Raw genomic sequence first — 24,154 nt, 5'->3', positions numbered from 1 at the left:
TCACAGCGCTTTTTTCATTTATTATACAAGCTTACCCTTCCTACTTTCTCACATAAAGCGCAACTGGAATCAATGGCAATTGTCTCCTATCCTCAACTGACTATGAGCCCTCACTATTCATCTGAATGTCCGCAAATAGCGAATAAATTACATATTAATCCTTATACTCTTTGTTTTAATATGTGTCCCTTTTGTGAAACGTTTCACAATTTTGTTGAAAATGGAATCGAATCCATGTACTTTATTCATATAAAGAGTATTTACACAAAGGAGCGCAATTATTATGCTAGAACACGGATTGACTTACGTTGTAAAACTTGCTCAGAAAAAAAAAGAAATGCTAGACACAAATTTAATGCAATACTTCATTCGTGCTGCACTTGCTGGCGTTTATATCGGCTTTATTATTGTACTATGTTTTAAATTAGGTAATTTCTTCAGTATAGAAAATTCTCCGGCAACTTATTTAGCTGCTTCTATGTTTTTCGGTATTGCACTCGTATTAATCATATACGGTGGCGCTGAATTATTTACAGGAAATACAATGTATTTTACAGTCTCCACTTTAAGAAACAAAACAACTATTTCCGATACATTTCGTAACTGGATTACTTGTTATGCAGGCAATTTAGCAGGGGCATTATTTTTTGCATTATTATTTTATGCAACTGGAATTTTTGAAACAATCGATCATGAACATTTGATGAATAAAGTTGTGGAAATCAAAATGGGAACACCTACCATTCAGCTTTTCTTTAAAGGTATTTTATGTAATTGGCTTGTCTGTTTAGCTTGTTTTCTTCCGTCTCAAGTGAAAGGTGATACAGCCAAAATTCTTGTTATGATGTTCCTTGTTTTTACTTTTTTCCTATCCGGTTATGAGCATAGCATTGCAAACTTATCATTATTTGCATTATCTTTACTATCGCCACACTCTGATACAATTAGTTTTGCTGGTGCCATTCACAATTTAATTCCCGTAACACTCGGGAACATCATTGGCGGATCCGTCTTTGTAGGTATGGTATATCATTATTTAACGAGCGGAACAAAAAAAGCTGGTAAAGTTGCTCCTCAAGAGGAAATCATTCCTTTACAAGCTCATATGAAACATTAATGAAAGGACTGTCCCAAAAGCTACTTTCAATGACTAACCCCCCACAGAGAAAATGTACTTTCTCTGTGGGGGGTTGTTATTTTTTTGATTTCCTTCCTCAAACAAGCTGTTTTTTTCGCCTGTTTGAGGAAGTTGTAGCCTATGGCAATCAGTCCGTACTAATGCCTAGTCTTGCCTCTGAAACCAAGTCCTAAATATTTAAAATAAAAGCCGATGATCCCCTAACGTACAGGAAATCGGCTTTTTCTATGTAAAAAATTGCTTAGGATACGAAATTCGCGTTTTGTTGATACTCCCCCATGCCCATCAAGTTAAAATCTCATATTACCCCCAGAACGAAAATTTTGTGCATTTTGCTCGTATTTATTGTTTTGGGGAAATTCATATTTTTAGCTTGATGGCGATGTAGTGGCCTCCTATGTCAAAGCATCTTTTATTTATTTTTATAAATATCTATGTATTTCATTATGAAGTGTTTTCACACGCTCTTTATAGAATATGCCTTTTTCCTCTATTTTCAGTTGCGCTATAAACAGATTTGCAAGCATTACCGCTGTATCAAGCTGATAAAATAAGCTGACAATACGAGGCATAGATTCAAAGATATCTTTATTCTTATATCCATCTTTAAATTCATACCAATCAATTTCATTAGTTTCAGCTATCCTCATAAGTTCTAGCAGCGGGTGACCAATTAGAGCATTATCCCAATCAATCAACGCCTTAACTTCTCCGTTATATCCAATTAGATTTGCTGGTCGAATGTCCATATGTAATAATTTCTTTACATGATCTGCTTGTTTAAGAATCTCTTCGATTATCGATATATCAGGAAATTCAATATCGCAATGTGTAATTTTATTAAATCCTTCTACTCTTTTTACGAGACGTTCAGCTATATACTTACTAGATGGTTTCCTAGTCCTATGTTGGTAATTTAAATCTTCAATTGGCATATTATGGAGATTATTAACTACTTCTCCTATTTTGTACGCAGAAATTTGAATATGATCAGTAGCCAGGTAATCTGAAATTAAAAAATCAAGTTCTGTAGAAAGGTGCAGTCCGTGAACCTTTGGCACTGGAATGTCTTTAGAATTACAAAACTTAGAAAGCTCCGCTTCCTTTTGCAATGAGATTCGACTATTAAACAACCCTTCATTTATATTTTTCACTTCACGTTCCCAAGGTACTCGAAATGCTAAAGGTCCTTTTTCCGAATCCCCTCGGAACACAATATTTTGTACTCCATTTCCTATTACTTTTAACTCCTGAACAGCCAATTCTTTATATTCTCGATTCAATATAGTTTTTAATTTCGCCCTTAATTCTTCTGTTTTCGAACGTATATTAACCATTTTACCCCTCGATTCGCAAGTTATTTACAACCCGTAATAGCATCTCTGAATAATCTTCCAGATGTATTTCCCTTCATTTTAATACATGTGTTTTTTTATATTTCCAATCGTAATAAAGCTAGCCAATATTAAGATAGAAAATAAAAGTAAAATATTATTCACTCCCATATGAGTTATTAAAATACCAGTCGACAGAGCAGAAGATATCTTAACAAATGATGCTAGAATTGTTCTTAAGCCTATTACTCTACCAATATATTCTGTTGTAGTATTTAACTGTATTAACGTTTGCACGATAATCAAATGCGACATGGTAAATAGCCCCATTATAAATATACAAATAACGGCCGTTGTTTTATAGTCATTCAAATATAATAAAAAAGAAGAGGTTGCCATACCCATCATCGTAATAAAAATAACTTTATGTTTAAACTTTTTTAAAAAATAGATAGCAATCAAGCCTGCTATAATTCCTCCTACTGAAAATGCTATCTCAAATATTGAGTAAAGCCCGCTACCTCCTTCAAACTGTTCTGCAAGAGGTAATAATAAAGTTGTTGTCATTTGTATGCTAATGCTATTCAAAATGGATAAAAACAGTAAGTACTTCATTCCTTCTGTTTGATTAATAAAACGCCATCCCGATATTAATTCTGCAAGGTAGGATATTCTTGTATTTTTTACTTTTTTAGGGTTCATTCTTTTTATAGAAGAAAAGAAAATGGCCGCAACTAAAAATGTTACAGAATTAATAAAGAAACTAGTGGCTAAAGAAAATTTAACTAGAAATAACCCAGATATACCAGTTCCCACTAGTAATGCTGCTTCATTTAATGAAGATGCTTTTGATATAACAAATGGTATATCATGATTACAGAATGCTTCCTTAATAAATGCAGAAGATGCAGGTTTGTAAACAGTGTAGCAAACTGCTAATAAGAATTGCATAATGTAAAAAATAAATACTGATTCAAATTTTATGAAAATAAGTATTGCCATGATTAAAACAAGTACAAATCGAATACTATCTGTTAGAACAACAATATTTTTAGAATCATGATGATCTACATAAACAGACACAAAAGGTGTTAAAATGATACTTGGTATATAATAAATTGCAATCATTAATCCGATAGAAGTTGCTTGTCCTGTTAAATGAAAAATATACCATAGCAAGGCAATTTGTTGAATTCCATCCCCAAATCCGGTAATGCTAATCCCTAATAAATATTTCAATTTATTATTCATAAAATTATCCCTTATATAATTGTTATCTTCATTTTAGGTGCATCACTTCAATAGAGTAAATTACAATTTATTTATCTATATTTATAATTTATTCTTATAAGGTATCTCACCACTTGCCCGTCAAGCGAAGTTAAAATCATATCCTCAAAATAGAAAAACGCTATGCTTATCGTAAGAAGTTTATGAGAAAGGATGGTGTTTTTAATGAATCCTATTATTTCAAATGAGCTGAATCTTTTCGCACAAGAGCTACAATACTTTTTATCTCCAGTAGTCCTACAAGATATCGCCAAACAAGTTGGCTTTGTACAGCGATCTAGTAAGTATCAAGCGAACGAACTCATTGCCCTTTGCGTATGGCTCAGTCAAGAAGTCGCCAGCGCATCACTTACACATTTGTGCAGTCAGTTAGAAGCTTCAACTGGAGTACTGATGAGCTCAGAAGGATTGAATCAACGCTTTAATCCAGCAGCTGTCGCATTTCTTCGAGAAGTCTTTACTTCTCTTCTCAAACAAAAACTCTGTTCAAATCACTCACTTTCTGCACACATGATCTCTACTTTCAATCGTATCCGTATTTTAGATGCAACAGTGTTTCAACTGCCTGACCATTTCGCCACTGACTATCAAGGTTCAGGTGGAAGTAGTAATACGGCAGGCGTGAAAATCCAATTGGAATATGATTTACTTAGTGGTCAATTTCTTAACGTGCAGCTTGGGCCAGGAAAGAATAATGATAAAACATACGGTACCATCTGCCTTGAAACCGTAGGGGCGGGCGATTTGTGTTTACGTGATCTTGGTTACTTCGATTTAGGAGACTTACAAACTATTCATGATAAAGAGGCTTACTATATCTCGCGGTTGAAGCTGAATACACGCATTTATATCAAGAATCCTGAGCCAGAATACTTCAACAACGGCACGTTAAAAAAGCAAACAGAATACATACAGCTTGATATGACACAAATAATGTCGAGCCTAATCCCTGGTGAAACAATAGAAATTTCCGAGGCATACATTGGACAAAATCAGAAGCTTCCAGCACGTGTCATTATCCATCGTTTAACCGATGATGAAACGCAAACACGCCTGAAAAACCAAGCGATACGTGAAAAGAAAAAAGGCATTGTCATGAAGGATAAAAGTAAACGTTTAATGGGTATGAATGTATATATCACGAACACGTCTCTAGAAGGAGTACCAATGAACTACGTGCACTCACTGTATTCACTTCGTTGGCAGATTGAAATTTTGTTTAAAACGTGGAAGTCATTTTTTGAAATTGATGAATGTAAAAATATTAAAAGAGAACGCCTAGAGTGCCATTTATATGGACAACTCATCGGCATTCTCCTCTGTTCTTCTACGATGTTTCAAATGCGACAGTTTCTGCTTGAAAAAACAAAGCAGGAGCTGAGTGAATACAAAGCGATTTATATGATTAAAGATTACTTTCCGTTACTGTTTCAAGCGATAGCCGGTGGCACAGAAGAACTTTTGAAAATTTTGCATCGTCTTTATCTACTGCTCAAAAAGAACGGTCGTAAATGTCATCGGTATAAGAAAATGACCGTCTTTGATATTCTAGGGATTGTGTATAAAACGACGGTGAAGCATAGACAAGCTGCCTAGCGAAAAAATCAGATTTTAATAGGCTTCTTTAGTATGCCTACTTTTCTATCAATTATTAGTTTTGAACCAAGGATCGTTCCATATCTAGTAAGTTACTTGGTTAGCTTGATGGGCATGTGATACTCCCCCACTTTCATACTATTTTATTGCGATCGTTTTTTGATCTCCGTCAATAACAGTTAATATATTTTGTTTAATCGTTATTAAAACTTCTATACTACGTAAAAAAAATTCATTCTCATTAATTGCATGTAATTCCATTGGCATTGTATTTGGTAAATATATATAAGCGATTATTGGGTTGTAATACCACCTCAATCGCATATTCAGGATTCTCTTGTAAATAGTATTTTCCCACATATCCTTCCAATAATTCAGTTGATAAATGTATAGCTTTCAGTTGCTTAGGTTTTTTTGGTAAGATTAATTCATTTGTTTTTAGTGCCTTTTCAATCGCTTGTTCGTAGGTTAATCCTTGCTCTTTACTACGTAAAAAGACAAAGATTGTTTTAGATTGAAGAAAAATTTTAAAGGTGGCTGCATAGCCTGGCCAACCACCAGTATGGGACACGCATGTTCCCAGTTGTTCATCTTCATATATCATCCATCCCATACCGTAAGGAAAAGATTGTTCTGCCGAAAGAGTTGATGGAGTAAAAGCTTGTTCAAGCAATTCTTTATTCCAAAGTTGCGCACAAATGACAGCACGCCCTAATTTCCATAAGTCCTCCACCGTTGAATAAATTCCTCCATCACCGGTAATATAATCTAAATAAACAGTATCCCTAGTTTCTTCAAATTCAACAGGCCTAATATGTTTGCCACTATAAACATCATATACATATACTTGTGCAATTTCACAAGGATATTCCTCTATAAAAGTAGTTGAAGTTACTGTTGTATGTTTCATATTTAATGGATTAAAGATCGCTTCAGTCATATACGTAGAAAAACTCTTATTCGTAACACGCTCAATCAACAGGGATAATAATACATACTGCTATATACCATTTGTTCACCTGCCTCAAAGAGCCGAGGTGGTGCATATTGAGTTAAGAGTTGTAGCACATCTTCATTTGAAACAAATGTTGATTCGTTCCAATGATCAGCAAACAATTCTATATAATCAGGTAAACCTGATGTGTGTTGTAAAAGGTGGCGTACAGTAATATTATCATAAGGTAAATTTGCAAACCATTTGTTAATATCATCATCTAATTTGATTTTATTTTCTTGCACTAATAGTAAAATACCTAATGCTGTTAGGGGTTTTGATACAGAAGCTAAGTTAAAACGTTGCTTGAGTTTCATTGGAGCATGTGTTTGAATAGAAGCTTCTCCATAGGCACCTTGTAATAGAATTTTTTATCTTGTGCAAGCAATATCGTGCCATTAAACGTATTTTCAATCTGTTTTTTCCCCTTATTCCAATCCATCATAGTCAATTTCCTCCTCAGAAATTCATTGTAAGCGCAAAAAATTGAGATACATGGTCGATTTGTGAAATTTTTTATAAATTGACGTGTTCTAGTTTAACTTATGGCCTCACTCACTAGCATTCTCCAAATAATTCGGTACAAATTTACGCTTATACAATTCATTCTACAGTAAAAAATATGCAACTAACTGAAATAATATTTTGTAGATGTTAGTAACGGTGGTAAACTCCCTTATAACAACAGTTCCAAATTCCCCGAAAATAACAGCCAATAGTTTCAAAACGATAATGATGGAGTAGAGAAGCTATGGTCAAGATTGGGGAATTTTGCAGGATAAAGATTCCGTTCCAAATAACTGGAATCTTTAATTTTCTTCTTGTATATTTAAATTTAGAGGGAATAACCGATAGAATATTCAAAATTTTCAAGAAAGAAGGGTTCAATATGCCATATTGCAAAGTTAAACAAGCCGACATTTACTATGAAGATATAGGGAAAGGAAAACCAATTTTAATGGTACATGGCTATGCACCTGATCATCGATTAATGAGTGGTTGTATGGAACCTATATTTACTAAAAGAGATGGATGGCGACGTATTTATATCGATCTACCTGGAATGGGAGTAACAAAAAACTATGACGAAATAAGTTGCTCTGATGAAATGTTGAATGCTGTTTTAGATTTTATTCAAGCCGTTCTCCATGATCAAGAATACATAATTGCTGGTGAATCTTACGGCGGCTATATAGCTAGAGGACTTATCGAAAAACAAAAAGAACGAATACTCGGAGCAGCATTTATATGTCCTGTTATTATCCCTCTGAACGAAAATAGAGCCGTTGAGAAACATAGAGTCTTGAAAACAGATGCTAAATTTATTGAAAGTTTATCGAAAGAGGAATTAGAACATTTCAAAAGCAATCAAGTTGTACTTGATGAGTATAATTGGTTGCGTTACAAAAATGAAATTGTTGCAGGCTGTAAAATTGCAGATGAAAAGTTTTTAAATAGAGTTAGGAATAAATATGAGTTTTCATTTAAAGTTGATCAATCTAATTTTGATAAGCCCAGTATATTTCTTTTAGGAAGACAAGACGCTTCTGTTGGATATAAAGATGCCCTTAACATTTTACATAAATATCCAAGAGGAACATTTGCCGTATTGGATACAGCTGGACATAATTTACAAATAGAGCAACCACAACTTTTTAACACTCTAGTAAATGAATGGCTGGACAGAATTGAAGAAGTTTATCATTAATATTCTTTTATTTTAAAAACTTTTTCATTGAGTTCTTGATAATAAAAGAAAGTATTCATTTCATCCCAATTTCTTATTTATATTAGAGGGCTCGCCCCGTTGCCATCAACTTAAGAAATTAATTATTCCCAAAAATGAACTTCATTTTTAAACTAGAAAAATATGATTGTATAGGTTTCAGTTCAGGTAATTCTCGCAATGGTTCGTATTCTCGTACATGACACACCGAGTATGGAGAGTTACACTTACAAATACCGCGTGATCTAACGGCGAATTTAAGCAACAGACAGTGGCACCATATCAGCGCTCAAATGATACGCGAAACGCGACTGTGATTCATCTCTTTCCAAAAGGAATTACAAGGACAGAAATTGCACGTTTAATCGAGAAAATGTTACACGCCTCAAAGAAATCTGTTTCTGAACAAGTTAAAGCGTTTCATCAACGACCTTTACATACTCGCTATATATGTGTGTATGTAGATACAACCTATATCGCTGTTGGTATTTGTGAAGATAAATCAAAAGAAGTGCTTGCGTACACGATTGCGCCAACTGAATCAGCGTATAACTGGCAAGAGCTTTTAGAAGAACTCAAAGATCGTGGTGTAAAGGATATCCTTCTGTTTATTTCAGATGGCTTCAAAGACATGGTAGATGCCATCTCAAACGTATTTTCAAGAGCCAAATATCAATCTTGTTTAGTCCATATAGCCCGCAATTTATCACACAAAATTCGTAAGGCGCGTGCTGCATCGTTAACGATGTTGGAAGAATTTGAAGAGGAAGGACACAGCATCGTGAAATTTTATTTATTGGCAGGGCTAGCCCTGCCAATAAATAAAATCGATCCTTCGAGCAAAGCTTATATTTATACTAAAAGTGACGTTCTATCCGAAAAGGTTGAAAATGCATTTACACAAAAATATTGACGCTCCCAGTGGGAGATCGGGCGCATATAAAACTTCAACATTATTAATACGTTTTCTTTTAAAATATAAATAGTTAAACATATGAAAAAACTTCGATTGTTATATCATCCCTTATTTCTTAAATACAGGTGCTATTTTATCAATGCGGTTTGTCCAAATTCCACCTGTATAATCGTCAGGAAGACGTTTTATATCTTCAGATGAGTCAAATCCACTTGAAAATCCAAATCCATTTCCTCCTACAACGATAACTCGAGTACCCGCTTTATCCATTCGATTAAGAAAACGATTTGGCCATCCCCAAAGCCAAGGAGCTACTTTGTCTGGTATATGTAATTCTCCATGCTTCAGGCTTGAAGGTATGTAGCCAGTCCACCCTAATGCAATATAAGTAAGAAGATCCTTTTTCATGGTTGCTTTTGACATTGTTCGTAAACTAGGGATACGCTCTTTTATCGCAGCAATTGGTTTATCACCGCCATATACAGTTAGTTGATCAAGGCGTTTCGCTGGTAGTTTCTTGAGGTAAGCCGCCAATTGGTTTCCTTCATTTTCATCATCACTTTTAATATGAATAAGAAAAGAACGATCTGGAAAATGGTGAAGTACTTCATCAAGTGTTGGCATAAGATTAATCCCTTTACCACGAAACGGGAATGTTTTACCCCCATCAGCTGTATAACCGTAACCAATATCAAGTGCTTGTAATTCTTTTGTTGTAAAATCTCTTGTAACACCTTTACCATTAGTACGGCAATCAAGAGTCCAGTCATGAAAAATAACAAAATTATTATCTTTAGTTGGTTGAACATCAAACTCTACTAGATCAGCTCCAGCTTTAAATGCCGCTTCCATAGATGGAATTGTATTTTCTAAATAAGGATGTTCAGGTTTATCTATACGTTCTGCTGTACATGTATCATCCTCAATCCCTTCCATGCTAAATGTTTGCGAAAGTCCTCGGTGAGCAAGAAGAAGAGGAGTCCCCTCGGCCCTCTTAGCCAAAAGAGAACTGTTATTTACATAAACAAATACAAATAGGATAAGAATTATCCAAGTCGTTTTACGTTTCAGTAACCGTTTTATTTTATTCATTGTATTCTCCTCTTAAATACTAGTTAAAATCCTTTAAACAATGTTCGTCATTTAAATACTGGTAAATGTTACAACCAATCATATTTTATTGCAATGGATATGATTGGTTATTAAAGAATTGATATGCAATTCAGCAATGTGCCCCCGCCTTATTCCAAAAATTTTATAGCGACATAACAGATTGTCCCAAGTGCAATAAAAGGGCCAAACGGCAAGGGATCTCTTATATTCATTCGCTTAAATAGGAAACAAATTCCTAAAAAGCAAAGACTGGAGCAAGAAGCAATACAAAGCGTAATCAAAATCCCTTTTATTCCTAGTACAAATCCAAGTAGAGATAACAATTTCACATCGCCACCTCCAAGACCATTTGGATATATCATTCGGAGTATATACAATACGCAAAATATAATTCCTCCACCAAGCACACTATCCAACCAAAAAATAAACGGGCTTATCATATATTCGATAAGAAAAATACAACTAAAACTAAGTAATACAGCATTGGGAATCATCATATAAAAAAGATCCGTAAGCGTAATCATAACAAGTAAAGAAAAAAGTGTACAAATGACAATCAATTCTTGCTCCACTCCCACCATGCATACTGAAATAAGAAATAAACTTCCCGTTATCAATTCAACTATCGGATAAGTATAAGGTATTTTCCTTTTACAATGTTTACAACGACCGCTTTGCATACAAAAAGACAAAATGGGAATCAGTTCTTTAGGCTGCAATCTATGCTGACAATGAGGACAATATGAGCGCGGAGTAATGATAGATTCTCCCCTTGGTACACGAAGAGCCACCACAAGGTAAAAGGATCCGAACACGATTCCTGTTACAAATGCATATATATATAACAGCACTACTTCCTCCCCCTTTCTCCCCAAAATATATCAAAGAGAGTGCGATCTTGCTAATTACTGTTTTCTTAAGTCCACTAAAAAAAGCAGGCTATTTCTCGCCTGCTTTTCTCCATTTTATACTACAAAATAGTATGCTTTTAATGGTCCATGTACACCAACAACAAGATTCATCTCAATATCAGCTGAGTTACTTGGACCTGTAATAAAGTTAATACAAGATGCTACCGCTTCTCCCTTTTCAACACGTGCATTCATATCACGAACTGCTTGTGTAATACGAGGTACAATTGTTTCACGCGGAATAATCGAAAAGTATACAGTTGGTAAGAAATGCAAAGAACGACCTTGTCCTTTACGACTTTGGACAACGATAGTACCCGATTCTGCTAATGTATAATCACTGAATGCAATTCCAATGTTTGCTTTTTCAGCGAAACGAATATTTTCGTCCTTTTCTTCAGGATCCCAAATATTCACCTCAACATTTTGGCTTGGAAGCTCTTCTCTAAAGAAAGATGTTAAACCATACTTTTCAAAACGTTCATCATCAGATACTAAAATAGGTCCTCCACCATTTTCAGCAATCATTTGTTGAATCGCGTCTTTTAACTCATCTTTTGTTGTTTCAATTACAGTTGTATGAATGTTTTCACATTGTTTTTTAAATACTTCTAATAATTCTTCCTCTGAACAATCTTTTAATGTTTCAAGATTCACATTGTTTTTCCATACTGGGCGCTGCACTCCTTCTGTCTTGCGTGCACGTCCAAGTTCTTTTGCAATGTTATCTAAAAAAGAATCACGATTTTGAATTGTTCCTGCCATTACTTGTCCCCGCCTTTCTTATGCTCTTTATACCAATCGCGGAATCTTTCTTTACTTGGAGCTGGGAACTCACGAATTTCTGTCCAATTTTTCAGTGGCCCTACTCCTTTTGTAACACGATTACCGGATGTAAATGGGCTTAGTGCAACTGGTGCCATTTTTGATCCTATTTTGTATAAAGCGGCTGAAGAAGCACCCATACTAAACATCTTCATTGCTAATTTTTCTGCAAGTGGGGCACGTCCTTCTTTCTCAACAATAACTTGACGATGTTTCAACAGTAAATCATGCAATGGAATTTTTACTGGACATGCTTCTGTACAAGCTCCGCACAGACTAGATGCATATGGAAGTTCTTTATAATCGTCATATCCACCTAAAAGTGGGGATAAAACAGCTCCAATTGGGCCTGGATAAATAGAACCGTAAGAATGTCCACCAACGTGACGATATACAGGGCACACATTAATACATGCTGCACAACGAATACATTGCAGTACTTGGCGGAATTCAGATCCTAAAATTTCAGAACGTCCATTATCTACAATTACTAAATGGAATTCTTCAGGTCCATCTATTTCTTCTTCTTGAATTGGACCAGCTACTGTTACATAACTCGTTAGTTTTTGTCCTACTGCACTGCGGCATAGTAAACCAACTAAAACATCGAGCTCTTCCATAGTTGGAACCATACGCTCCATACCCATTACCGCAATTTGTGTTTTCGGAATAGACATAACAAGGTCTGCGTTCCCCTCATTTGTTACTAGGCAGAGAGAACCTGTATTTGCAACCGCAAAGTTACAACCTGTTATCCCAATTTCAGCATCCATAAATTTTTTACGAAGATGCTTACGAACAAATTTTGTCATTTCATATGGATCATCAGAGTTTTCATATCCTAATTTTTCTTTAAAAACATCACGAATTTGTGTTTTATTTTTATGAAGTGCTGGTGCAACAATGTGAGATGGTGGATCATTGTCCACTTGTAAAATATATTCTCCTAGGTCACTCTCAACAACTTCGCAACCGATTTCTTCAAGCGCGTGGTTCATGCTAATTTCTTCGGTTACCATTGATTTTGATTTCACAACTTTTTTTGCATTTTTCTTTTTCGCTACTTCTTGAATATAGTTAGCTGCTTCTTCTTTTGTTTTCGCAAAGAAAACATTTCCACCTCGTTTTGATACATTTTCACTCAGTTGCATCAAGTAATAATCAAGATTTTCTAAAGTATGTTGGCGAATTTGTTCACCAAGCTCACGCCACTCTTCCCAATTTCCTAATTCATCTGCTGCTTTTAGACGATTCGTATATAAACGCGTCTGCGCAGAAGTTACTGCACCGCGCATAAATGAATCTTGAATTCCATCACCAACGCGATCATTAAATTTTTTTTCACTGATTTTCATAGACATAGCTTATGTTCCCCCTTTATGAACGACTATTCAATACCTCAGCAATATGCATGACTCTTACTTTTTTCCCCAAACGCTCGATACGTCCGCCAATGTTTAACAAGCACCCACAATCTGCACCAATTAAGTAATCTGCGCCTGTTTCCATCACGCTATCTACTTTCTCATCTACCATTTGCTCAGAAATTGGTGTCATCTTAACTGAGAACGTTCCGCCAAAACCACAACAATTTTGCACGTTAGGCAGTTCTTTTACAGTTAATCCCTTTACATTAGATAATAGAATTCCTGGTGCTTCTTTTACTCCAAGCATACGTGTCATATGACAAGATTTATGCATGGTTGCTGTTCCTTTTAAACTCGCTCCAACATCTGTAACTTTTAACACATCTACAATAAATTGTGTTAATTCATATGTTTTGTCTGCTACTTTTTGTGCACGTGCTGCCCACTTTGGATCGTCTTTAAAAACGTGTGGATACTCGTGAAACATTGTCGCACAAGATCCAGAAGGTGTAACAATATATTCTGCATCTTCGAAAGTTTCAATCATATGCTTCATCGCTTCTTTTGCTGATTCTACATGCCCGCTATTATAAGCTGGTTGCCCACAACAAACTTGCGCTTCCGGGAATTCGATTTCACAACCTAAACGCTCCAACACTTCGACTGTTGCTTTACCGACATTTGTTTCAAACATATCGACTAAACAAGTAACAAATAAAGTAACTTTCATAATTTAAATTCCCCCTCATTACAATCTAGCTCACAATCATATGGTCATCAGATGACCAAAAAGAAGAAGTAGGCTCAACCAACGCCCAAATCTCCTTTTCTAAAAACACGCTCAGTTAATCTTTCTCTAACAGTAAATGTTTGAATGACCAAATCACGAATTTATATCTTTTTACCTGTGACAATATGCTCTACATTCGTTAAATGATTTAGCATTGCTTGTTGTGCAGAGTCTATATCCTGCCCCAATACTGCCTCATAAATTGCTTGATGCTCTTCTAAAAGTCGTTCTGCTGTCGTTTGTTCACCATATAAAATAATGCGCCTTGACTCACCAATCGTTTCAGCAATCATTTCTGAAACATGATTCATAAGCTCAAGTAAAATCTTATTATGTGAAGCTTCTGCAATTGCCATATGAAAATGAAAATCTGCTTTTTCGCCAGCTTTTTCATCTCCAATACCTTTTTCCATCTCATCTAACCAATGCCTCATATTTTGCAAGTTATCTTCCGTGCGCTTTGCTGCTGCTGCTCGAACTGCCCCCACTTCAAGCACTTTTCGCACTTCTAATAAATTCAAAATGTCTTCCTTCTTCATTAGTAACGTATGATTTAACGACTTTGTCAATGACGAAGAATCAAAGTTCTTCACATATGTTCCTTCTCCTTGTTTCATTTCAATTAGGCCCATCGCTCTAAGCGCGCTTAACGCTTCACGAACCGCAGATCTGCCCACTTGAAACTGCTCCGCTAATTGATGTACAGGAAGAAGTTTGTCTCCAGGTTTTAATGTACCATTTTTAATCATTGTTAAAATGGCTTCAGATACCTCTTCGTAAATTTTTTTTGGTTTAATAGATTTGTATTCCAGTTAAATCACCTCAGTATCATCCAAACAACAATTAAAACGATTTATAAGAATTAAGCATCATACCTATTTTAGAACGAATTGGTATGAAGTACAAATATTTTGTTCATAAATTCGTCAATTTTTCACTATACAAGGAATAAAATTAATAATTTTTCTATTTATCTTCCTTTTCTCTGCATACTATATTATTTTCACCCTTCATTTCCATAAAAATCCTATCGTTCTACCATGCCCCCCTCTCTGCGTTACTCCATTTGTAATTGGATCATAACAGTTGTTCCTTTTCCTTTTTCGCTCTCAATTTTCCATTTCCCATCATGAATGTGCACAATTTGTTTTACAATCGCAAGTCCGAGTCCAGTCCCACCATGCTGACGACTTCTTGCTTTATCAACTCGATAAAATCTTTCGCCAAGTTGTTCTACATGTTCTCGTTCAATTCCAATTCCTGTATCCATGATTTTCAACTGACAATCTTTCTTCAGCTTCTGTAGCTGCACTGTAATCTTTCCCTTTTCATTTGTATAGCGGATAGCATTATCCAATATGTTATGGAGCACCTGTTGCATTCGATCTTCATCAATCATTACAATAATATCCGGATCTAGTTCCATTGAAATTTCCACTTGTTTTTCGATACATTTCCATTCATACGTTTCCACCACATCTTCAATAAGCTGCGCAAAGACAATTGGCTGTTTTTGAAGTGGAAAATGCTCCCCTTCTAATTGAGCTAAATCTAATAAATCATGCACAAGTCGCTGCATCCGTCCTGCTTCTTTATGAATAAGTTGCATAAATTTCTCTTGTTTCCCCTTTGCCACACCATCTAAAATCGCTTCACTATATCCTTTAATATAGCTAAGAGGCGTCCGAAGTTCATGTGAAACATTCGCTAAAAATTCCTTTCGCTTTATATCTTCATTCTCCAATGAAGTAGCCATTTTATTAAATGCTCTTCCAAGGCGACCTATTTCATCCTCAGATGAAATGGTAATACGCTCTGAAAAGTCCCCCGTTGCCATATGGTTTGCAATCTGTTCCATTTGTGAAAGCGGCTTTGTAATCGCAATAATAATTTTCCGGCCAATCCATACAGTAAGTATTACTATAATAAGCGCTAACGGTGCTAAAATGATGCCCATATCAAATATTAAATCTTTAATACTTTTTAAAGGGATGTAAGAATATACAATTCCCACTAATTTCTTTTCTTCTAAAACAGGAATAACTACTCCCATAATATTCCGATTAAAGTGTTCCTCATATCCAACCTTTGTCACTGTTTTACCGTCTAATAATATTTGTCGATCCTGTTCACTAATAAGTGAATCATAATGCACATCAAAAGGTAAGCACGCACTTAAATCACGCGGGTTATTTACAAATAGTATATCTGCATGAGAGACTCTATCAAACATTCTTACCTTTTCCTCAAATGCGGAAATCCCTTCACGCTTATTGTATTGTGAAACAAGTTTTTTTCCTTCTACAATTAATGTGTCTTTAATATTTTGAACGTATAATTTTTCATACGAGTACAATGACACAAAGTAAAGAAAAGAAACTGTTATACATACTGCACATACAACTGTAAGCCATAGCTTCTGTACCATTGTAAACATATTACACCTCAAATTTATATCCTACACCCCAAACTGTTTGGATGCAGTTCCCGCTTTCTCCTAGTTTCAAACGCATTGTTTTCACATGTGTATCCACCGTTCTTGTACTTCCTGCATAGTCATATCCCCATACTTTCTCTAATAACTGCTCTCGGCTAAATACTTGGCCATGGTGCTGGCAAAGAAAATATAATAAATCAAATTCTTTTACTGTAAGGGAAATGATTTTTCCGTTCGTTTCAGCCTTCCTGCTTTTTTCATTCATACGTATTGGGCCAAATTCCAATTCTTCTTGTTGCCCTTGCTTTGTATATCGTCTGAGTACAGCTTCCATGCGTGCAATCAGCTCCCCGGGACTAAATGGCTTCACAACATAATCATCCGCACCATTTCGTAAACCATTTACTCGATTCCATTCTTCTCCCTTAGCCGTTAAAAAAATAATCGGAATATCTGATGTTTTCCTAATTTCTTTACAAACGGCAATTCCATCCATCTCTGGCATCATAATATCTAAAATAACAAAATCATAATGCGCCTCTTCTAATTTTAAAAGTGCCTCTTTTCCATTTTCCGCTTCATCCCATTCATAACCAAAGTTGTCTAAGTACATACCAACAAGTTGCCTCATATCACTCTCGTCATCAACAAGTAATACTTTATATTTGTTCATTTTTCTCTCTCCTCTCTCTCAGTCAAGTGAAATGGCCCTTTGCCAACTGCAACCGTTTGTTTTATCTTCATATCCTTTATATCAATGATATACACTTCGTCACTATCATAGCTGGCGACATATCCTTCTTCTTCCCCGCTCTTTAAGAAAGCAAATGGATTGGATCCTACTTCGGTTGCTCCTACCTCTCGATATGTTCCCGCATCAAACTTTCGAAGCATATTTGATCCATGACTTAAGACGTATACAAATTTTCCATCCCCAGAAATACTAATCGGCATAAATGGTGCATGTAACGAACGAAGCATTTCTCCATTACGTAGTGAATATACAAGTACTTTTTCATTCACTTGCTTTCCATCTCCATGTCCGCCGATCCATATTTCCTTCCCATCGCTACTCACCATAGCTCCTGTCGATGCTGGTGGTACTATAAAAGATTGTTTCACCTGCTTTTTCTCTAAATCGATCGTAGATAGCTCTGTATCATAAAAATTTAGTACATATAAATTTTTATGATGCTGCACCATTGTAAGGGGGCCTTTTGCTACAGGAACATTTCCTATCTCTTTCCCATCCATCGTAAAAAATCGTATCTTTTGTTCATTTTGGTCCGCCAAAAACAATTGCTTACCATCATTTGCTACAATAATATTTGCAATTCCTTTTCCTGTCTTCCACTTCTTCATTTGCTTCCCTTCTGTTAACGAATAAATATATATATATTCTAATTGCTTTCCGTATACAAGCATATCCTCACCATTTGGAAGTATCGTAACACCAGTAATAGGTTCTTGCAGCTCCCATGATGCAATTACTTTTTTTAACTTTTTATCAATAAAGCTAATGCTGCCTTCTTTTATATTTGTTGTTATAACTACACTTTTATGTTTTGCAATCGGTGTATACGAATTTTCATTACACCCTGCTAACAGAAACAAAAAACATAGAAGAAACAAATATTTCTTCAAGAGATTCCCTCCATCTGTAGATAATTTCGTTATAATTGTAAAATAACAAATAATTGTGAGGAATGTGTGAAATCTTCCTATATGAATACAACGACAACATATATAATGTACAACAAATAAAAGTAGAGGTGTGCAAATTATGCTTTCTCCTGATTTAGCAAATAAAATTGTCCGTGAAGTGAGAAGACTCATTACAGGGAATATTATCATTATTGATATACAGGGGATCATCATTGCGAGTACAGATTTCGAGCGAATTGGACAGTTTCATGAAGGAGCCCTTCGGTGTGCAAAAGAAAAGAAAACTGTCATTATTACAAAAGAGGATGAACACCATTTACAAGGCGTAAAAGCTGGAATGAACCTCCCGCTCCTTTTTCACAATGAAGTCATCGGTGTGATTGGCATAACAGGTGACCCAAAAAACATTTCACCATACGGAGAAATATTACGAAAAATGACAGAGTTGCTTATCCATGAAAATTATTTTCTAGAACAGTTAGAACTGAAGCAGCGCTCCTATGAAGCATTCGTGTTTGATTGGCTTCAAAGTAAGGATTGGTCACCTAGTTTTTTAGATCGTGCCAAAACACTTGGAATCGATTTATACAAAAAGAAACAACTCGTTTTAATCTCCTTTAATCAGGAGGACGCAATGTTACAAAGAAAAATTTGGCAACATATTCGCAATTTATTAACAAAAGATGCATTATTTGTACGATGGGGAAATGACCGCTTTATTTTATTTACTACAATCGAATCTAAAAACAAATCCTTTCAATTTTTCAAACGATTAAAACAAGATTGTGAAGCTTTATTCCCGATTACAGTTTATATTGGAATCGGTCAAACTGTTATGCCTAGCGAGATGCATATATCTTATGAACAAGCATTGCGTGCCCTTTCTGTCGCCTTTGAAACAAAAGGAATTGTATTTCATGAAGACTTACGATTGGAAATGTGTTTACAAGATATTACCACCGAAACTCGGAAAGAATTTCTGAAACGTACAATCGCCCCTTTATTATCTGAAGGGGAACTGATGCAAACATTACGACTATTTCTTGAGCACAATCAGTCGTATAAACAAACAGCTAAAAGTTTACATATTCATATTAATACATTGCATTACAGGTTAAAAAGAGTCGAGGACCGTACAGGACTTAACCCAAAACAATTTAAAGATTTAATTGTTTTATACTTTGCCCTCCTCCTATTAGATAATCATACAAAAAAGGGTGAAAAAACGAACTAATCTTTAGTTGTTTATATATAGAAAGAAATTCCCTACTTTTTTATCATTATTAATGAAAACAATGTGACAGCGCTTTTATTCTTATTTTCTTTCAGAAGCATGTCAACAATCTCAAGGTTATTCACGGGAGAAAAACAATTTACTTGAAAGATGTTTGTACTCATAATGCGATTTGTTTCACAAAGGCAAATCATGAAATAAGTCCAACTCTCATGAATAGGATATTAAGTCAACAGTTTGAGGGGGATTTCTAATGCTAGAACAACATATTATTGATTCATTTGTATCTATTGTTGGTCAAGAGAATGTAGATACATCCAATATGGGTCGTTTAACGTATAGTTATGATGCGACGCCAAACTTTCAATCGATTCCTGATGCAGTCGTTGCACCACGTAATACAAATGAAGTATCCGAAGTGCTAAAGATATGCAACACGCATAAAGTGCCTGTGTACGTTCGTGGTTCTGGTACAAATCTCTGTGCAGGAACATGTCCGCTTGAAGGTGGCGTTGTTTTGATTTTCCGTCATATGAATCAAATATTAGAAATAGATGAAGAAAACTTAACAGTTACTGTGCAACCTGGCGTTATTACCCTTGCTATTATGAATGCTGTAGAAGCGAAAGGACTCTTTTACCCACCGGACCCAAGCTCAATGAAAATTTCTACAATCGGCGGGAATATTAACGAAAATTCCGGTGGCTTACGCGGCTTAAAATATGGTGTAACAAGAGACTATGTAATCGGTCTTGAAATCGTTTTACCAAATGGTGATATCATCCGAACAGGTGGTAAATTAGCGAAGGATGTAGCGGGTTATGATTTAACTCGTTTATTCGTTGGTTCGGAAGGTACTCTCGGTGTTGTAACAGAGGCTATTTTAAAACTCGTTCCAATGCCTGAAACAAAGAAAACCATGCTCGCATTATATCAAGATATGAATGAAGCTGCTCAAGCCGTTTCTACGATTATTGCGAATAAAATCATTCCTGCAACACTTGAATTTTTAGATCAGCCGACAATTGAAGTCGTAGAAGAATTTGCCCAAATCGGTCTGCCTACCGATGTAAAAGCCATCCTTCTCATTGAACAAGATGGTGCAAGTGAAGTGGTGAATCGTGATATTGAAAAAATGGCTGAAATTTGCCGCGAGATGCATGCGGTTGATGTGCGTATTGCAAAAGATGAGCAAGAAGCAGATGCACTGCGTACCGCACGTCGTAGCGCCCTTTCTGCCTTAGCAAGATTAAAGCCGACAACAATATTAGAAGATGCAACTGTTCCTCGCTCACAAATTGCGCCAATGGTGGAAGCAATTAATGCAATCGCTAAAAAATACGACATTTCAATTTGTACATTTGGTCATGCTGGTGATGGAAACTTACACCCAACTTGTATGACAGATGCTCGCAATAAAGAAGAAATGCACCGTGCTGAACAAGCCTTTGCTGAAATTTTTGAAACAGCTATTAAACTCGGCGGCACCATTACAGGTGAACATGGAGTAGGTGCTATGAAAGCTCCTTATTTAGAATTAAAATTAGGCAAAGAGGGCATCGCGGCTATGAAAGGAATTAAGCAAGCTTTCGATCCAAACAATATTATGAATCCAGGAAAAATGTTCGCCAAAGATTCTCGTAAAAGAGTGGTGGTCGAACAATGACAACATTGAACAAAGAACAAATTCAAAAAGAGTTTAAAGAGCGCTTAAATGAAGATGAATTATTAAACTGTATGCGTTGCGGATTTTGCTTACCAACTTGTCCTACTTATATTCAATCTGGTTATAAGGAGTCTCACTCACCTCGCGGGCGTATCGCTTTAATGAAAGCGGTTGTTGATGGTTTAATAGAACCTGATGAAGATGTGGAAAATACATTAAATGTTTGCCTTGGTTGCCGCGCGTGTGAACCTGTTTGTCCATCAGGTGTAAACTACGGCCATCTATTAGAAGAAGCACGAGATATTATTAATCAAAATAAAAAGTTCTCTATGCCTGTGAAAGCTGTTCGTAAAATGGTATTTGAGGGACTATTTCCCCATCAAAATCGCATGCGCACATTAACAGGAATCATTGGATTTTACCAACGCTCTGGTTTACAAACATTGACACATAAAACAGGGATTATGAAGCTATTTCCTGAAACACTTGCAACGATGGATCTTGTCTTACCAAAAGTACCAAAAATGAAAAAAATGAAAAACCGTCCAGAATTTTTACCTGCTCAAGCGACAAAGAAAAAACGTGTTGCTTTCTTTACAGGATGCTTAATGGATACCATGTTCTTAGAAACAAATAATGCAACGATGAAACTTCTTCAACTTGCTGGTTGTGATGTTGTGATTCCGAAAAATCAAAATTGCTGCGGTGCGCTCCATGGTCATGCTGGTGAAAAGAGGGGAGCAAAAGAACTTGCGAAACGAAATATCAAAGCTTTTGAGGATTTGAATATTGATTATATTATTACAAATGCTGGTGGTTGCGGAGCATATCTTGTAGATTATGATCACTTGTTAAAAGATGATTCGAAGTGGGCTGAACGGGCAAAACAGTTTGTTGCGAAAATAAAAGATATTACAGCCATTTTAGTTGAGTTAGATTTCCATAAACGAACTGATTTACGCCTACCACCGCAAATTATTACGTATCAAGATTCTTGTCATTTGCGCAACGTAATGCATACATCCTCAGAGCCACGTATGCTCCTACAAGCAATTCAAGGCATAACATATCGAGAAATGAAAGATGCTGATCGTTGCTGTGGTTCAGCTGGAATTTATAATATTGTTCATTCTGAACTATCGATGGAATTTTTAAATTACAAGATGGAACGTGTCCACGAAACAAATGCAACTACAATCGTTACTGCTAATCCAGGTTGTTTATTACAAATGAAACTTGGTATTGAACGTGAACATCTCTCTCATAAAATGCGAGGAGTTCATATTGTAGATCTACTATTAGAGGCAATTGAGTATAACTCATAATAATAAGAAAACGGCTATCCCTTTCTTCTATGTAAAGAGATAGCCGCTGTTTTTATCCGCTACAAGATTAAAAATATGTTACTGTCCGATAAAAAAGAACAACAAAAACGTTACAGTTTTGTTAAATAATATCCATTATATTCCTTCCAAAACTTTGAAACTCTTCGCTATGTGAGGTTTCTTATAATGAAACTACGGTAAATTATACCAAAATTTCATCTTTATTAGTAAAGATAAAATTGCTAATCATTCCTCTTATAATCTAGTGTTCTCCTATTTTTATTCTCCTCCTACTCTAGGATAAAACAGGAAATTTTACAGTCTATGAATTTTTTTCCATCTTTTTTGCGACCTTTTCTGTGTTACCATAAATTTGTCAGTCAGACAGGCTGTCAAAAATGAATCTGTTGAAAACAGTACAATACTTTTCCATAGGAGGACACATCTTTATGAAAAAACGTGTTTTATTATCTGTAGCAGCTGCAACTGCATTAACGCTAGGAGTAACATCTTTAGACGCACAAGCTGCAACTGTACAACCAGCTAAAATTAAGATTCAAAACATTCATAATTCTAAAGTTATGATGAAATATATGAATCAACAAGAATTACAAGCATACTTACAATCTATCGGAATCCAATCTTTAGCAGAGTGGAATCAAGTAGCATTCCAACAAAACTGCTTCATTTCTAATAAGCAACCCGTACCTATAACTCCAGAAATACAAAAACCTACTGTAAACAACGAAACAGCTAAACCTGAAGCACAAAAACCTACTGTAAACAACGAAACAGCTAAACCTGAAGCACAAAAACCTACTGTAAACAACGAAACAGCTAAACCTGAAGCACAAAAACCTGCTGTAAACAACGAAACAGTTAAACCTGAAACACAAAAACCTGCTGAAGAAAAAAAAGGTTCTTTAAGCGAATTTGAACAACGTGTTGTTAAATTAACAAATGCTGAACGTGCAAAACACGGTTTATCAGCGTTACAAGTTGATAACGAATTAAGCAAAGTAGCACGTGCAAAATCTGAAGATATGCAAAAAAATAACTACTTTGATCACAATAGCCCAACATACGGTTCTCCATTTGACATGATGAAACGATTTGGTATCTCTTACAAATCTGCAGGTGAAAATATCGCACAAGGTCAACGTACACCAGAAGAAGTTGTACAAGCTTGGATGAATAGCGAAGGTCACCGCGCAAACATCTTAAATAGTAGCTTTACTCACATCGGTGTGGGTCATGTAGAAAACGGTAACTACTGGACACAACAATTCATTACAAAATAAAATAAGAAACATAAAAAGAGTCTTCTAAGCGAGAGGGCACTGAAAAACTTACGTTTTTCGGTTTATAAACCGGATACAAAACAAGAAAGACGACTTTTCATTCAATTTTGAATGAAAAGTCGTCTTTCTCTTTATCCTTTTTTACTTTGTTTCTTTCATCAAGGTTAGGATTCGTTTTAAATTGACAGCGAATATAGCCATTGCACCTTGCAGTTGCATACCAATCAGACCCGAGGAAGATGCCACATCATACCCGTGTCTATGCTTAAGTTCACTATTTTTCGCTTCAATTTTATAACGCTCTTTCCCCTTTTCTTTAAAATATGCACTTTCTTGAAATGCTTGTTGTTCCTTATGTTCAGTGGATTTAATTGTCACAGAATATGTTTTACTTTTAGCGCCTTCCTTGTAACACCCACTTTTGAATGGACATACTTTGCATTTTTCAATATCAAAATAGTAGGTATGACTTTGACTATTGTTTGTTCCCTTTTTCCCCGTACGTGCTCTACGAACAGCCATATGT

General features: G+C 35.6%; 18 protein-coding genes and 3 pseudogenes. 8 read left to right on the top strand and 13 right to left on the bottom strand.

All coding sequences use genetic code 11. The features are described 5' to 3' along the window. Positions 1 to 283 precede the first annotated feature (283 nt). Complete coding sequence (locus tag MR059_RS00105; RefSeq protein ID WP_011984114.1) at positions 284 to 1,117, top strand: formate/nitrite transporter family protein; 834 nt, start codon at positions 284 to 286, stop codon at positions 1,115 to 1,117. 443 nt (positions 1,118 to 1,560) lie between these two features. Here the strand turns inward: MR059_RS00105 and MR059_RS00100 are convergent, their stop codons facing one another. After that, entirely contained in the window at positions 1,561 to 2,475 is a 915-nt protein-coding gene (locus MR059_RS00100) for a phosphotransferase family protein (protein WP_011984113.1), read from the bottom strand. A gap of 78 nt (positions 2,476 to 2,553) precedes the next feature. Beyond that, the gene (locus tag MR059_RS00095) at positions 2,554 to 3,723 is read right to left on the bottom strand and encodes an MFS transporter (protein ID WP_063259543.1); all 1,170 of its coding nucleotides are present in this window, start codon (positions 3,721 to 3,723) and stop codon (positions 2,554 to 2,556) included. Between the two features lie 204 nt (positions 3,724 to 3,927). Here MR059_RS00095 and MR059_RS00090 point away from each other — a divergent pair, with 204 nt between their 5' ends. Next, positions 3,928 to 5,358, top strand: coding sequence for an IS4 family transposase (locus MR059_RS00090; RefSeq protein WP_011984111.1), 1,431 nt, complete (start codon positions 3,928 to 3,930; stop codon positions 5,356 to 5,358). A gap of 241 nt (positions 5,359 to 5,599) precedes the next feature. Here the strand turns inward: MR059_RS00090 and MR059_RS00085 are convergent. Further along, positions 5,600 to 6,669 (bottom strand): annotated as a pseudogene (locus MR059_RS00085) (serine hydrolase domain-containing protein). A gap of 572 nt (positions 6,670 to 7,241) precedes the next feature. Between MR059_RS00085 and MR059_RS00080 the strand changes: the two are divergent. Together MR059_RS00080 and MR059_RS00075 are read left to right on the top strand one after the other, a co-directional pair. After that, complete coding sequence (locus MR059_RS00080) at positions 7,242 to 8,060, top strand: alpha/beta fold hydrolase (protein WP_011984109.1); 819 nt, start codon at positions 7,242 to 7,244, stop codon at positions 8,058 to 8,060. Between the two features lie 155 nt (positions 8,061 to 8,215). Next, positions 8,216 to 8,799, top strand: a pseudogene (locus MR059_RS00075) (IS256 family transposase); the annotation flags it as partial. A gap of 303 nt (positions 8,800 to 9,102) precedes the next feature. On the opposite strand, the gene MR059_RS00070 reads toward MR059_RS00075, so the two are convergent. The 9 genes and pseudogenes from MR059_RS00070 to MR059_RS00030 all read right to left on the bottom strand — a co-directional run bounded on the left by MR059_RS00070 (position 9,103) and on the right by MR059_RS00030 (position 18,081). Beyond that, on the bottom strand, positions 9,103 to 10,086 hold the full coding sequence (locus tag MR059_RS00070) for a glycerophosphodiester phosphodiesterase family protein (RefSeq protein WP_011984107.1): 984 nt from the start codon (positions 10,084 to 10,086) through the stop codon (positions 9,103 to 9,105). Positions 10,087 to 10,235: 149 nt separating this feature from the next. Continuing rightward, positions 10,236 to 10,958: a prepilin peptidase gene (locus tag MR059_RS00065; protein WP_011984106.1), complete on the bottom strand. Its 723-nt coding sequence runs from the start codon at positions 10,956 to 10,958 to the stop codon at positions 10,236 to 10,238. A gap of 114 nt (positions 10,959 to 11,072) precedes the next feature. Continuing rightward, entirely contained in the window at positions 11,073 to 11,783 is a 711-nt protein-coding gene (locus tag MR059_RS00060) for a LutC/YkgG family protein (RefSeq protein WP_011984105.1), read from the bottom strand. Next, entirely contained in the window at positions 11,783 to 13,204 is a 1,422-nt protein-coding gene (locus MR059_RS00055) for a LutB/LldF family L-lactate oxidation iron-sulfur protein (protein ID WP_011984104.1), read from the bottom strand. The genes MR059_RS00060 and MR059_RS00055 overlap by 1 nt, the downstream gene beginning before the upstream one ends. A gap of 16 nt (positions 13,205 to 13,220) precedes the next feature. After that, positions 13,221 to 13,940: a (Fe-S)-binding protein gene (locus tag MR059_RS00050; RefSeq protein ID WP_011984103.1), complete on the bottom strand. Its 720-nt coding sequence runs from the start codon at positions 13,938 to 13,940 to the stop codon at positions 13,221 to 13,223. Positions 13,941 to 14,093: 153 nt separating this feature from the next. Further along, a pseudogene (locus MR059_RS00045) lies at positions 14,094 to 14,749 on the bottom strand (FadR/GntR family transcriptional regulator). Positions 14,750 to 15,057: 308 nt separating this feature from the next. Continuing rightward, the gene (locus MR059_RS00040; RefSeq protein ID WP_011984101.1) at positions 15,058 to 16,437 is read right to left on the bottom strand and encodes a sensor histidine kinase; all 1,380 of its coding nucleotides are present in this window, start codon (positions 16,435 to 16,437) and stop codon (positions 15,058 to 15,060) included. A gap of 1 nt (position 16,438) precedes the next feature. Further along, the gene (locus MR059_RS00035) at positions 16,439 to 17,110 is read right to left on the bottom strand and encodes a response regulator transcription factor (protein WP_011984100.1); all 672 of its coding nucleotides are present in this window, start codon (positions 17,108 to 17,110) and stop codon (positions 16,439 to 16,441) included. Continuing rightward, positions 17,107 to 18,081, bottom strand: coding sequence for a YncE family protein (locus MR059_RS00030; protein ID WP_011984099.1), 975 nt, complete (start codon positions 18,079 to 18,081; stop codon positions 17,107 to 17,109). The genes MR059_RS00035 and MR059_RS00030 overlap by 4 nt, the downstream gene beginning before the upstream one ends. A 139-nt stretch (positions 18,082 to 18,220) precedes the next feature. On the opposite strand from MR059_RS00030, the gene MR059_RS00025 reads away from it, so the two are divergent. The 4 genes from MR059_RS00025 (at position 18,221) to MR059_RS00010 (ending at position 23,628) form a co-directional block, all read left to right on the top strand. Next, entirely contained in the window at positions 18,221 to 19,336 is a 1,116-nt protein-coding gene (locus tag MR059_RS00025; RefSeq protein ID WP_011984098.1) for a CdaR family transcriptional regulator, read from the top strand. Positions 19,337 to 19,589: 253 nt separating this feature from the next. After that, positions 19,590 to 21,002 carry a glycolate oxidase subunit GlcD gene (gene glcD / locus MR059_RS00020; RefSeq protein WP_011984097.1) on the top strand — a complete coding sequence of 471 codons (1,413 nt, stop codon included), beginning with the start codon at positions 19,590 to 19,592 and terminating at the stop codon, positions 21,000 to 21,002. Then, positions 20,999 to 22,327 carry a (Fe-S)-binding protein gene (locus MR059_RS00015; protein WP_011984096.1) on the top strand — a complete coding sequence of 443 codons (1,329 nt, stop codon included), beginning with the start codon at positions 20,999 to 21,001 and terminating at the stop codon, positions 22,325 to 22,327. The genes glcD and MR059_RS00015 overlap by 4 nt, the downstream gene beginning before the upstream one ends. Positions 22,328 to 22,776: 449 nt before the next feature. Then, positions 22,777 to 23,628 (top strand): CAP domain-containing protein, encoded by an 852-nt coding sequence (locus MR059_RS00010; protein ID WP_242161370.1) that lies wholly within the window; start codon positions 22,777 to 22,779, stop codon positions 23,626 to 23,628. Between the two features lie 141 nt (positions 23,629 to 23,769). Here MR059_RS00010 and MR059_RS00005 read toward each other — a convergent pair. Beyond that, positions 23,770 to 24,154, bottom strand: a 385-nt coding sequence (locus MR059_RS00005; protein WP_242161368.1) for a transposase, incomplete at its 5' end; no start/stop codon positions are given.

This window comes from Bacillus cereus group sp. BfR-BA-01522 (genome assembly GCF_022662635.1).
GTDB lineage: Bacteria > Bacillota > Bacilli > Bacillales > Bacillaceae_G > Bacillus_A > Bacillus_A cytotoxicus.
The sequence above is the reverse complement of the archived record's forward strand: the minus strand, read 5'-3'. Positions and strand labels throughout refer to the sequence as shown.